The 12,452-nt window shown below is 69.1% G+C and carries 9 protein-coding genes, 1 tRNA gene and 1 pseudogene; 6 read left to right on the top strand and 5 right to left on the bottom strand.

Going from position 1 to position 12,452, the window contains the following annotated elements; all coding sequences use genetic code 11:
* The coding region (locus ACIQ9G_RS08725; protein ID WP_403607595.1) for a GH25 family lysozyme at nt 1–1,089 on the bottom strand (1,089 nt) is incomplete at its 3' end.
* 911 nt (nt 1,090–2,000) lie between these two features.
* Here ACIQ9G_RS08725 and ACIQ9G_RS08720 point away from each other — a divergent pair.
* From ACIQ9G_RS08720 to ACIQ9G_RS08710, 3 genes are all read left to right on the top strand, one after another.
* Nucleotides 2,001–2,561, top strand: a complete 561-nt coding sequence (locus tag ACIQ9G_RS08720; RefSeq protein ID WP_403607594.1) for an alpha/beta fold hydrolase — start codon at nt 2,001–2,003, stop codon at nt 2,559–2,561.
* Nucleotides 2,562–3,007: 446 nt separating this feature from the next.
* Nucleotides 3,008–3,820, top strand: a complete 813-nt coding sequence (locus ACIQ9G_RS08715) for a hypothetical protein (protein WP_403607593.1) — start codon at nt 3,008–3,010, stop codon at nt 3,818–3,820.
* Nucleotides 3,821–3,871: 51 nt separating this feature from the next.
* The gene (locus tag ACIQ9G_RS08710; RefSeq protein WP_403607592.1) at nt 3,872–4,171 is read left to right on the top strand and encodes a hypothetical protein; all 300 of its coding nucleotides are present in this window, start codon (nt 3,872–3,874) and stop codon (nt 4,169–4,171) included.
* Nucleotides 4,172–4,467: 296 nt separating this feature from the next.
* Here ACIQ9G_RS08710 and ACIQ9G_RS08705 read toward each other — a convergent pair whose 3' ends face one another.
* Together ACIQ9G_RS08705 and ACIQ9G_RS08700 are read right to left on the bottom strand one after the other, a co-directional pair.
* Nucleotides 4,468–4,818 carry a hypothetical protein gene (locus tag ACIQ9G_RS08705; protein WP_403607591.1) on the bottom strand — a complete coding sequence of 117 codons (351 nt, stop codon included), beginning with the start codon at nt 4,816–4,818 and terminating at the stop codon, nt 4,468–4,470.
* Nucleotides 4,790–5,326, bottom strand: a complete 537-nt coding sequence (locus ACIQ9G_RS08700) for a GNAT family N-acetyltransferase (protein ID WP_403607590.1) — start codon at nt 5,324–5,326, stop codon at nt 4,790–4,792. The genes ACIQ9G_RS08705 and ACIQ9G_RS08700 overlap by 29 nt, the downstream gene beginning before the upstream one ends.
* A 364-nt stretch (nt 5,327–5,690) precedes the next feature.
* Between ACIQ9G_RS08700 and ACIQ9G_RS08695 the strand changes: the two are divergent.
* Nucleotides 5,691–5,858 (top strand): annotated as a pseudogene (locus tag ACIQ9G_RS08695) (ketosteroid isomerase); the annotation flags it as partial.
* Nucleotides 5,859–6,209: 351 nt separating this feature from the next.
* Here the strand turns inward: ACIQ9G_RS08695 and ACIQ9G_RS08690 are convergent.
* A tRNA-Met gene (locus tag ACIQ9G_RS08690) sits at nt 6,210–6,286 on the bottom strand.
* Nucleotides 6,287–6,748: 462 nt separating this feature from the next.
* Between ACIQ9G_RS08690 and ACIQ9G_RS08685 the strand changes: the two genes are divergently transcribed.
* Complete coding sequence (locus tag ACIQ9G_RS08685; protein WP_403607589.1) at nt 6,749–8,332, top strand: FMN-binding glutamate synthase family protein; 1,584 nt, start codon at nt 6,749–6,751, stop codon at nt 8,330–8,332.
* Between the two features lie 13 nt (nt 8,333–8,345).
* Complete coding sequence (locus ACIQ9G_RS08680) at nt 8,346–10,109, top strand: thiamine pyrophosphate-dependent enzyme (protein WP_403607588.1); 1,764 nt, start codon at nt 8,346–8,348, stop codon at nt 10,107–10,109.
* A gap of 222 nt (nt 10,110–10,331) precedes the next feature.
* On the opposite strand, the gene ACIQ9G_RS08675 is transcribed toward ACIQ9G_RS08680, so the two are convergent.
* A complete protein-coding gene (locus ACIQ9G_RS08675) occupies nt 10,332–12,257 on the bottom strand; it encodes a multicopper oxidase family protein (RefSeq protein ID WP_403607587.1) in 1,926 nt (641 codons plus the stop codon).
* Nucleotides 12,258–12,452: the final 195 nt, after the last annotated feature.

The raw sequence follows: 12,452 nt of genomic DNA, 5'->3' as shown, positions 1-12,452 counted from the left end.
GGTGAGGGAGTGCGCGGACTGGAAGGAGCGCACCGCGCTGTCGGTGGCCGGCCCGAAGGAGCCGTCGACGGTCAGCGACGCGCCGTGCGCGACGAGTTGACTCTGCACGGCCCTGACCGCGGGCCCGGACGAACCCTGCTGCACGGTGACGATGAGCGCCTGCCAGGTGGCGGGACCGACGATGCCGTCGACGGTGAGGGAGTGCGCGGACTGGAAGGAGCGCACCGCGCTGTCGGTGGCCGGCCCGAAGGAGCCGTCGACGGTCAGCGACGCGCCGTGCGCGACGAGCAGGTACTGCACCGTCTTGACGCGCTCACCGGTGTCCCCCTGCTGCACGGTGGGCCAACTCGTCGTCGGCGGCGGGTTGTAGGTGCTGCCCTTGGCGAAGGCCTGGAGGTCCGACAGCGTGCCGTTGAAGGTGTCCTGGTCGCCGGGGAAGGTACCGGAGTCGGCGTACTGCCACAGCGTCTGGGCCGACCAGCCCGCGGGCAGGGAGCCCGGGCTACTGGCGTAACGGGCGATCCACAGCGGGTTGGTGGCGCCGAATCCGCCGTAGTTGCCGGTGCACGTGGTCCACCAGTCGGTGGTGGTGTAGATCGTGGGGTAGCGGCCGGTCCGGGTGCGCACCTCGTTGCTGAAGTCCCGGATCCAGGAGACCATCGCGCTCTGGCTGAGCCCGTAGCAGGTGGCCCCATAGGGGTTGTACTCGATGTCCAGCGCGGGCGGCAGCGTCTTGCCGTCGGCGCTCCAGCCGCCGCCGTGGCCGACGAACCAATCGGCCTGCGCGGTCCCGCTGGAGTTTCCTGGCAGCGCGAAGTGGTAGGCACCCCGGATCAGGCCGGCGTTCGCAGCGCCGTTGTACTGCTGGGAGAACGAAGGGCTGGTGTAGGTGGTGCCCTCGGTCGCCTTGACGTAGGCGAAGGCGGCACCGGCGCTGCTGACGGCGGCCCAGTCGACGGAGCCCTGATAGCCGCTGACGTCCAGACCGGCCGGGCCGGTGCTCGCGGCGGCCGCGAGTGTGGTGGAGCGGGAGCCGCTGCCGAGGCGCTGGAGTCCGGATCCGGCGTGGTCGTCCTGAGGGTGTGTCATGCGGACGGGCGCCGCTCCCCCGCCGGTGGGCGTTGCCGAGGCGGTGGCGGGCAGGGCGAGTGTGACGGCCAGGGCCACGGCCGTCAGTACGGTCGCGAGGGCCGGCAGACGGAACCGGCACCTGCCTGCCGTCTCGGATTCGAACCGCGACAGGACTGCTGCGAGCATGCTTTTCCCCCGAGTTCAGGCCGGCGTCCGCAGAAGGTGGGACTGCGGCGGACGGATGCGAGTGCGGTACGCAGACCGGCGCGCGGCATGACGGCGCGCGAGAGGCCGAGTCGTCATGTCGGTGCGGTGTGCGGTGGTGTGAGAGGTGGCGCACATGCGTTTGATGTGTCTCTGACAATAAGCTACGCGCGTGGAACCCGGGACGGAAGATGGCTGTCGGGACCGGCACGGCCGCCGGAGCTCGGCCGTGGGCCCCCCTTCGACCCGGCCGGTGACCGTCCGCGCCGAATGCGCGGGCCGGCGAGGCGCGGCGCCCTCGACAGCGACGGACGGCCGCGATCCGACGGCAGGTCACCCCGGGACGTACAACCTGACGCGATATCCGCCTGCCTGAGAGCCGACCACTCTCAGTCCGGACCGAGAGCCGAAGGTGAACGACCCGACTGGCCCTGTTGCACACTGCAGGCACCCAGTAGATGCCGTCGAGGAGGTCTCCCGGCGGGACCGCCGTCGAGCCGACCAGCTTGGCCAGGGTGTCGATCCGGTAGACCCGCGAGAGCCCCCGGGCCCTACCGCCCTCGGGCCTGTTCCAGGTTCGACCGGTGGAGGACGGAGAGCCAGGTGCTGGCCGGCATGGCGAGGTCGTCGTAGCGCTGCACCAGCCGTACCCTCGCCCGCCGGGGTTGACACCGGCCAGCAGCAGGTACCAGACCGGCTCCCTACGAGGGCAAAGGACGATCGTCATGACAGGGACTCAGCAGATCTTGTTCATCCAGGGCGGCGGCGTGGGCGCGCACGATGAATGGGACGACAAGATGGTCGACAGCCTGAGCCGCGAGCTCGGGGACGAGTACGAGGTCCGCTACCCGCGTATGCCCGACGAAGGCGACCCGAGTTACGTCCGGTGGAGCCCGGCGATCCGGCGCGAGATGGCGGGCCTGGAGGACGGCGCGGTCGTGGCCGGCCATTCAGTGGGCGGCACGATCCTCATGCATGCGCTCGCCGAGCAGCCGCCGGAGCGCAGGCTTGCGGCGATCGTGCTGATCGCCGCCCCATTCGTCGGCCAGGGCGGCTGGCCGGGCAACGAGTTCGAGCTGCCCGGCGATCTCGGCGCGAGGCTGCCGCACGACGCGCGGGTGCATGTGTTCCACGGACTCGAGGACGGGATCGCCCCACCGTCGCATGCCGATCTCTATGCCCGCGTGATCCCGCAGGCACAGGTGCACCGACTGCCCGGGCGTGATCACCAACTGAACAACGATCTGAGCGACGTGGCCAAGGCGATGGGTTCCGACAAACCCTGAACTCTTCAACCGCGCTCCCGAATGCTGTCCTGGCACCGGAGGACGTAGCGTTGCTCACGCGAGGCCACGGCGGCCACGAGGCGTGGGTTGCGCGGTGCGGATCTCGTCGACGGCGCCTCCAGCGATCTTGGCCAGTGGCGGCGGCGTCTTGTCGATGTGGAGGTCGGGCAGGTGAGGGAGCCAGACGACCTCGCTGCGGCCAGAACGGTCCCGCGGTGGCGGTCATCGCTGGTCTGGTCCAGGCGGAGGATGGCCCCGTCCGGAAGGTGCCAGGCATCCTCGCAGAAAAGCACACGGCCCTGGCCCATTTGACTCAAGTACGGGCAGGGCGGCCTCGATTGAGCGATTCTTGGACAAGCACCGCCGACCACAGACACCTAGCGTGTGGGTACTGGTCATCAGGTCGGCGCTGCTGGGGTAGCTGACGAGCAGCCGGGGGGCAATTCATGAACGGCAAGCGGACATTCCTGGGCCTCGCTCTGGTCACTGGCCTAGCCTTCTCCACCGCGTGCGCGTCGGGCCACAGCGGCTCCCGGAGCAAGAACGTGCGGGCGAGCAGCACCACGCCTTCGGCATCTGCATCCAAGCGGAGACAGTCCGAGCAGCAGCTCGTCGTCATCACCTGGTGCGACACGCTGAACGCGGGCTACCGTGCCCAGCAGAAATTCACCCTGGACGGCTCAAGAGTCGGCAGTCCGGTCTACTTCAACGTCACGCCGGTCGATGCCATGACGAGTGCCACTCAGGCCGGCTGCATGCACAGCCTGAGTGGCGCCGAATTGCGCAGCGTCTTCACGGCGGACTACGACACCATCGTCACCACCAAGACGGACAACGGCAGTCGGCACGCCGGCTTCGAGTACTCCGTCAGCAGCGTCCCCGAGACGAGCGACGGAGGCGCGGCGGACCCTACGCCGAACAACTTTTTCGATCTGACGGGCATTCCGGCAGACTCACTCATGAAAGTGCTCGACACACCTGGTGCCGTCGGACCGGACAAGAAGGTGTACTTCACGCGTGAGGTGGACGGCGAGACCGGCTCCGATGCGACGTTCCAGCTCATGGCGGCCGACCCCAATACCCCGGCGAAGCCGGTGCGCGCCCTCGAGGAGGGCGGCACCGTGTTCTTTCCGCCCAACGCCACCAAGCCGTCCATCAGCACGACCGGTGACGTGAGCGGTCACGCTGTATACGTCAAGGGTGGCGCTTACGGTTTCGAAGGCACACAGGACGGTCTGAACTTCGGCACCCAGTCGTAGCTCGAAGCCGGCAGGGGGACGTTCTACAAGGTCGCGGGTGTCGATGACATCTTGGCGCCGTTCCATGTGTACGACGGCCACCACCTGCTCGCGTCCACACAAGAGGCCCTCTACGACCTCGCCCTGTCCGGGCACAAGATCGCCGCGAAGAAGATCCTCAGCGCTCCAGGGCACTACCTGGGCGATGCTCTGCTGGTCGGCAGCACCATCATGTTCGTCGCGGGAGACGACAAGGGCGAGCAGTCCCTCTACACCCTCCCGGTGACCGGCGGCACGGAAAAGCGTGTCTACCAATTCCCGGCCAACACCACCGCCGGTGTCAACATCCTCGGCACCGCCGACGCTTCCTGAAGCAGCATGCCTACAGGGTGGCGGAAGGCCGCGATCAGGCAGGCCACAGCGGGAAGTCGGGGCAGCGGCGGAGTTCGCTGTGCAACCACCCCCTGGCTGTGGTCCCGGGCTGCGGGTGTGACCTGCCCCGCTCCGCGGACCTTGGCGACGGAATGTGGCTGACGACGGAAGGAACCTGGTGCGCAGGTCGGGCGGCCGACTCCAGTGAACGCGTCCCGTTCAGATGACTCCGAGGAGCCCGTTGCCGCCGAGCAGGGTTCTGTCCTTCTGCGAGAAGCCGACGGACGGGGCGGTGATCACGCGGCTGCCCTTGGCGGTGGGGCCGCCGGTGCCGCCCGGAAGGACCCAGACCGCGCCGCGTTGTTCTCCTCCGCGGCGCTGATGAAGAGTTCCGGTTTGCCGTCCTTGTTGATGTCGCCGACGGCCACGGTGGTGCCGACTGAGTCCTCGGCCTCGCCGGCTCCGGGGATGTCGTCGGTGTCCGGCAGGACTCCGCCCTTGAGCTTGAAGTCCCGGAAGCCGTACAGGTCGTACGCCGCTTCGGCCCTACGGACGACAGCCTCGCCGCAGTCCGCAGCTGTCCGTTTCTGCTCTACCGCGACCCCGGGCTCCTGCTGCTCACGCCCGAGGCGTCCAATCGTTCGCAAGGAGGCCGAAGATGGCCTCGTCCGCGTACGCGCCGTACACCCAGGCGGAGTGCCGCAGCGTTCCCTCTCGCAAGAACCCCGCCCTGGCTGCCGCTGCGATCATCGGCGTGTTGTCCGTGAGGGTCTCCAGTTGCAGGCGCTGCAGTCCACGTACGGCGAATCCGTATTCACACAACGCCTTGAGAACATCCACGCCGAGCCCGCGACCGCGGAACGCGGGCCGCAGGGAGACCCCGATATGAGCCGTCCTACTGTGCAGGTCGATGCCCCACAGCAGGGCCTCGCCGGCCAGCTCCTGCGACCCCAGCTCCACCACGGAGAAGCAGGCCGCCGCGTTGGAGGGCTCAGCCACCGCGTAGGGCGACTGCCCCGAACCCGGCGAGATGGGCCGCCACGGGCGGGAGTCGGCACGGGACCGCGTAGCCACGTCGTCGTACAGCTCGGAGTGGAGAACCGGGACATCGCTCTCATGCCGGGCCCGCAACCCGATCTTTTCACCACGTATCACAGAGCATTGCTATACGAGAGGCGAGCAGCCGATCAACCGCCCTACCCCGACGGGCTCCAGCCGGTCGCAGTTCATGCCGGTCCACCGGGGCGAACTGACACTCCGGCTCGTCGGGGGCTCGTGCCGCAGGAAGACAGCCATGTTGGACCTGCCAGGCAAGCCACAAGACTCCGACAGCGGGATTGCACCAGGCGGCCATCACCCGCAGGAACGCCCTCCATGGGCATGCTGGACCAGGGCCTGTTGCGAAAAATCTCGGCGCTTCGTGTACCTGGGAGGTAATGGCGCCGATCGGTCGGCACTGGCAAGAATGCCGACCTCGCCGCGTCAGTCGGATGCGGATGTCGGATCGGAGTGATGAGCCATGTCCATAGCCGCACCCGCGGCCACTCGCGCCGTCGTGGACGAGCTGTTGCGCCGGATCGGCGAGGGCGATCCGGCGAGCATCGCTGAGATGTATGCCGTGCAGGGCGACTGGAAGCTGGACTGGCCGGAGGCCGAGCACGGTCGCACTGCCACCCCATGGATCCGTCAGCCACTCGTTGAGGACTGCGACCAGCACAGTTGCTTCGTAGCGGACGGCGAGCTTGTCGTATGTCGTGGCCACCCCCGGTGATGCTTGGGGTGATGGATCCCGGACTCGACGGCGTGGCGTTCGCCGTAGTCGGTCTGGTCGAACTTCGCCGACCGCCCGCCCTGAACAGTTCCTGGTGTGCCCCCGCACCATGGCCGAGACGATCGCCACATGGTCGTAGAACCTCCTGAGGCCGCCTGCCTTCGCGCACCAGGTCGCCATGGTGCCTGCTCGCTGCGGGCCGCCTGGTCGGCTGCTCGTTCCGCGAGGGCAACGCAGAAGGGGCCCGCGCTTGCGGGCCCCTTCTTCTGGTAGCGGGGACAGGATTTGAACCTGCGACCTCTGGGTTATGAGCCCAGCGAGCTACCGAGCTGCTCCACCCCGCGTCGGTGATGCCACTCTACATGGTGGATCACGCGGGACGCGATTCGGGCGTCAGCCGCCGCGGACGATGTTCTCGGCCTGATGCTTGCCGGGGCGGATCCGGCTGAGGACGCCGGGACCGAGCAGAATCACGCCGTCTCCTGGAGGGTCCCGGTCGTCAACGGGGGCGGCGTGGCAGTCACGGGCTGGGCCCGGCAGGGTGACGGGCCTGATCGGGAACGTGCGTCACGTCGATGACGTCGACGAAGCCGGCGCGCACGCCCTTCGGGCACGGGCATGCCGATTTTCCGCTCCACAGAAACCGTATGCACGCCGCTCGACCCCTTCCGGCCCGCCGCACGCAGCGTGCTCGTGGCCCGCCCTTACGGCTGCCGCCCTCCCCTCGTCACGTCCGCGCAGGTCCTTGACGGTCTCTTGGCAACCGCGCGGGACATGGTGCGCGGTTCCCGGGAAACGAGCGGGGAGTGACACGCATAGGATTGGTCGTCCTCACCCTGGCCGCGGGACTCGCGGCGATCGCCGCCGCCGGCTGGATCTCGCCGTGGTGGTGGCTCGCCGCCGTCCCACTCGCCCTGCTGGGCCTGCTGGGCGCGTGGGACCTGCTGCAGCGCCGGCATGCGGTGCTGCGCAACTACCCCGTCCTCGGACACGCCCGCTTCCTCCTGGAGGGGATCCGGCCCGAACTCCAGCAGTACTTCGTCGAGCGGAACTTCGACGGCCGCCCCTTCGACCGGGATGTGCGCAGCATCGTCTACGAGCGGGCGAAGGGAACCGACGCCGAGCAGCCGTACGGCACCGAGCGGGACGTCTACCAGCCCGGCTACGAGTTCCTGGTCCCCTCCATGGCGCCCCGCCCGGTCCCGAAGACACCGCCCAGGGTGCGGATCGGCGGCCCCGACTGCGACCGCCCGTACGACATGGCGCTGCTGAACGTGTCGGCGATGAGCTTCGGCTCCCTGTCGTCGAACGCCGTGCTCGCCCTCAACGGTGGTGCCGCGGCGGGCGGCTTCGCTCACGACACCGGTGAGGGCGGCCTGTCGGAGTACCACCTGCGGCCGGGCGGCGACCTCGTCTGGGAGATCGGCACAGGCTACTTCGGCTGCCGGACCGACGACGGCGACTTCGATCCCAAGGAGTTCGCCGACAAGGCCGCGCACGACCACGTCAAGTGCGTGTCCCTCAAGCTCTCCCAGGGCGCCAAGCCCGGCATCGGCGGAGTCCTGCCCGGAGCGAAGGTCAACGCCGAGATCGCGCGGGTGCGGGACGTACCAGAGGGGCGGACGGTGATCTCGCCGCCCTACCACCGGGTGTTCTCCACCCCGCGCGAACTCGTCCGCTTCATCGCCCATATGCGGGAGCTCTCCGGCGGGAAGCCGACCGGCTTCAAACTCTGCCCCGGGTCACGCCGGCAGTTCCTCGCCGTGTGCAAGGCGATGCTCCAGGAGGGCACGGCACCGGACTTCATCATCGTGGACGGAGCCGAGGGCGGCACCGGCGCGGCGCCACTGGAGTTCGCCGACCACGTCGGCACCCCGCTCACCGAGGGACTGCTCACCGTGCACAACGCGCTCGTCGGCGCGGGCCTGCGCGACCGCATAAGGATCGGGGCGAGCGGCAAGATCGCCACCGGTACGGACCTGGTCAAGCGCCTGGTGCAGGGCGCCGACTACGGCAACGCGGCGCGGGCGATGATGTTCGCCGTCGGCTGCATCCAGGCGCAGCGGTGCCACACCAACACCTGCCCCACCGGGGTGACCACGCAGGACCCCTGGCGCGCCCGCGCCCTCGACGTCGGCGACAAGACGCAGCGCGTCCAGCGCCTGCAGGAGGCCACCGTGGCCAGCGCACTGCAGATCATGGCCTCCATGGGCGTCACCGACCCCTCGCAACTGCGTCCGCACATGCTGCGCCGGCGCATCGACCCCATCACGGAGCGCTCGTACGAGGAGCTCTACGAATGGCTGGCCCCGGGGCAGTTGCTCGCCGAGCCCCCCGCGTCCTGGGCTGCCGACTGGCACGCCGCCGACCCCGACCGTTTCACCGTGTGATCTGGAGGATCCCTTGGCCCGAACCGTTGCCCGCGTGATCGTGGACGCGCTGAGCGAACTCGGCGTGCGCCAGGTCTTCGGCGTCGTCGGTGACGCCCTCAATCCGCTGACCGACGCCATCCGCACCACCGAGGACGTGGAGTGGGTGGGCTGCCGGCACGAGGAGGCGGCGGCGTTCGCCGCGAGCGCCCAGTCACAGCTCAGCGGCACCCTCGGCGTGTGCATGGGCACCGTCGGACCCGGCTCCGTCCACCTGCTCAACGGCCTCTACGACGCGGCCAAGAGCCATACGCCGGTCCTGGCGATCGCCGGTCAGGTGCCGCTCGCCGAAGTCGGCAGCGACTACTTCCAGGAGGTCGACAACGACGCGCTCTTCAGCGACGTGGCGGTGTTCCGGGCGACGGTCACCTCCCCCGACCAGCTGCCGCAGATGCTGGAGTCGGCGGTGCGCAACGCGCTGGGCCGCAAGGGCGTCGCCGTGCTCACCGTGCCGGGTGACCTGGGCGACCGGGAGCTGACCGCCGACCGGCCGGCCCGCTTCTCTCTGAACCCGCCTGTGACCAGGCCGGAGGAGTCCGCGGTGCGCCGCGCCGCGGAGCTGCTCGACCGTGCGGAGCGCGTCACGCTGCTCGTGGGCCGGGGCGCCCGCGCCGCACGCGAGGACGTACTGGCCCTGGCCGACCGCCTGGCCGCGCCGATGGTGCTCACCCTGAAGGCCAAGGAGGGCTTCGAGGGCGAGACCAATCCCTTCCAGGTCGGTCAGACCGGACTGATCGGCAACCCAGCGGCGGCCTCGGCACTGGAGGACGCGGACACCCTCCTGCTGCTGGGCACCGACTTCCCCTACCGGGACTGGCTGCCGGAGGGCCGGACGGTCATCCAGGTGGACACCGAGGCCACCCACATCGGACGCCGGGTTCCCGTCGAGGTCGGCCTCGTCGGCGACACGGGCGCGACCGTCCGGGACCTGCTGGGCCACCTGACCGCCGCGGCTCCCGGTTCCGAGGGCGCCCGCGACCGCTCCCACCTGGAGGGCGCGCGCAAGAGCTTCGAGCAGTGGCGCGCGGGCCAGGCCAGGCTCGCCGACCCGGCGCACGACAAGGGTCTGGCCGGGCGGATCCGGACCGCGCTGGACAACCGCGACCACGACATCCGCCCGGAGGCACTGGCCGCCGTCGTCGACCGGCTCGCGGACGACGACGCGATCTTCACCTCGGACACCGGCATGGCCACGGTGTGGCTCTCGCGCTTCGTCGAAATGCGCGGCGAGCGGCGGCTTCTCGGCTCCTACAACCTCGGCTCGATGGCCAACGCCATGCCGCAGGCGCTCGGCGCACAGTGCCTGGACCGGTCGCGCCAGGTCGTGGCCTTCTGCGGCGATGGCGGGCTGAGCATGCTCCTGGGCGACCTCATGACCCTCAAGACCAGCGGGCTCCCCGTCAAGCTCGTCGTCTTCGACAACCGCCGGTTGGGCATGGTGAAGCTGGAGCAGGAGCAGGCCGGCCTGCCGGAGTTCGGCACCGTGCTGGACAACCCCGACTTCGCCGCCGTCGCCACGGCCATGGGCATCACCGGCATCCGCGTGACCGATCCGGCCCGACTGGAGGAGTCCGTGCGCCGCGCCTTGAGCACCCCCGGGCCTGTCCTCCTCGACGTGCTCACCAACCCGGACGAGATCGCCGTCCCCGCCAAGCCGACCGTCGAACAGGGCTGGGGCTTCGCAGTGGCCAAGATGAAGGAGATCGTGCGCAGCCACGGCGACTCGGACGCGCACTGAGCCCAACACCCGCGGCCGTGCGGGCCCGGCCGGCCGTCCCCACGCGGGGGCGTGCCGGCGGGCCCGGACGAGGCCGACGGCGGTCACAGCCGCAACGCCAAGCCACTACGCCCGTGATCACGATCTACGGTTGGAGTACCGGCCTCGGACCGGAACCGTTTTTCGCCGTTGACCGGCTCCGTGGTGCCCCGACTGCTGCGACCGACCACGGACGCCGGCCTGTCAGTGGTCCTTCTTGCGCCTGCCTCCGATTTGGTACGGCCGCATCATCTCGTTGTCCTCGTGCTCGAGGATGTGGCAGTGCCAGACGAAGCGGCCAGGGTGGTCGAACCGGGCCTTCACCCGGGTGATTTCCCCCGGATAGGCGATCACGGTGTCCTTGAAGCCACGCTCCCGGCTCTCCGGCGGAATGGGTGACCCGTTGAACGGTTGCCGGTTCACCACCTCGAACGCCACCGCGTGGAGGTGGATCGGGTGGGCGTCGTCCGTGAAGTTGTGCAGCTCCCATGTTTCGATCGCGTGCAGCCGCGGGTTCTCCGTGACCGGATCGGCCCAGTGGAGCAGCACCGGATTGCCGGCAGAATCGAGCGTCCCGAACATGGCCTCGACCGGTGTATCCGGTGGCACCAGGGGACTGCTGGAGTCCATCTCGTTGAGGGAGAGACGACGGGTGACGCTCGACGAGCCGAGTGGCCTGATCCTGGGCAGCCTGAGCCGATCCGGCGGGACGCTGGTGTCCTTGCTCGCCGGCGGACCGACCACGAACTTCATCACCTGCCCGGTGGTGGCCGGATCCGCCACGAGGAAGTCCACGCCTGGTTCGCCCCGGCCGAAGGGCTCGTCCGCGCCCTCATTGATGAGGTACAGCTCGGTGCCTTCCGGGATCCCGGTGAAGTCGACAATGACGTCGGCCCGCTCCGCGTTGGCCAGCAACAGCCGCTCCAGCCGCACCGATTCAGGCAGGAACCCGCCGTCGTTGCCGATCTGCCACAACGGCAGGGCCGAGCGGGCCGGCCGGGCGGTCGGACTGTCCGCGATCTTCAGGATGAGGAACCGGGCGTTGCATCCGTTGAGGAAGCGCAGCCTGTAGCGGCGCGGTTCGACCTCGAGCTTCGGCCATGTCCGGCCGTTGACCACCATGGAGTTGGCGAAGAATTCCGGGTTCCAGATCGGGGACACATCCGTGGTGGGAATGTACGGGCCCGCGTACTCGTCGAAGAATTCCCGGCTCGTGGGATAGAACAGCGAGCCGTCCGAGTTGAACGAGCGGTCCTGGATGGCCAGGGGGATCTCGTAGTACCGGGTGCCCGGCGGATCACCGAGGGCGGGCGCCGGTCCGGGAAGAGCCCCCTTGGGCAGGTCGCACTCGCCGCCGCGCAGCAGATAGAACCCGACGGGCCCGGCGTAGACGTTGAGCCGGGTCAGACCCAGGGCGTGATCGTGAAACCAGAGGGTCGTCGCCCGCTGGTCGTTGGCGTACTGGAAGGTCGCGGTACCCGGCTCCCACTTCAGGCCATGTACATCGGCGAACTTCCGACGGAACTCGTCGTAGAACGAGCCCACGGTGGCGAACCCGGCAGGGATGTCGTTCGCGCGTGGCAGGTACCACGCTTCGGGGTAGCCGTCGCTCTCCTCGGCGGAATACCCACCGTGCAGGTGCGTGACGATCGGCACGGGGCCGGTATACGGACCCGGCGTCGAGGTGAAGACCTGTCGGCAATCGCGCCCGGCCTTGCCTCCCGGCGGGTTCGCCCAATGCAGAGTGGGGTCGACCGGCAGCAAGTGCGGGAGGAAACGGCCCTGGCTGTCGACGAGATCATTCACCCAGGTGACCCGGACTGGCCGGTCGACCCTCGCCTCGATGGTGAACGACGGGTAGTTAAACGTGTCGTCGTCCCTGAGCGAGCCGTACCCCCACAGAGTGGTGGACGGCAGAGTCGGCGGCAGCACCTGCTGGTTGAACTGCCGGACACCGATGACGTACCTGTCGATGCCGTGCCGCTGCGAATGGGGAGCCTTCGGCATCACCGGCGGAATCACCAGGTCGGTGACATATTTCGGGATGGTCGTAGGGTCCAGGGTGGAGACTGGGAATCTGGCCGCAGACCCGGCCCGCAGGGCCACCGCGGTCCCGTTCGGGCGTGCCACCGCCCCGTTAGGTCCTGGAAGGGCCAGGGCCGCCCCACCGACGGCCCCGGCTACGAGCACGTCTCTTCGTGCGATCATTTCACTCGCCTTCTGCAGCCCGGGGAGTCGGGCACCCCCTTACTGGATGCTATGGCGCGTGCACAGCGAGTTACCGGCACGGCGTTCAGCGTGTCGTCGGGTTGTCCGGGCCGGGCG

The organism is Streptomyces sp. NPDC096152, from assembly GCF_044763235.1.
Taxonomy (GTDB): domain Bacteria; phylum Actinomycetota; class Actinomycetes; order Streptomycetales; family Streptomycetaceae; genus Streptomyces.
Note: the sequence above shows the minus strand (reverse complement) of the source record. Positions and strands in the feature narration are given on the sequence as shown.

Excerpts from the sequence above, each read along its gene's own strand:
- ACIQ9G_RS08720 (WP_403607594.1), top strand. The coding sequence starts at position 2,001 with ATGACAGGGACTCAGCAGATCTTGTTCATCCAGGGCGGCGGCGTGGGC.
- ACIQ9G_RS08715 (WP_403607593.1), top strand. The coding sequence starts at position 3,008 with ATGAACGGCAAGCGGACATTCCTGGGCCTCGCTCTGGTCACTGGCCTA.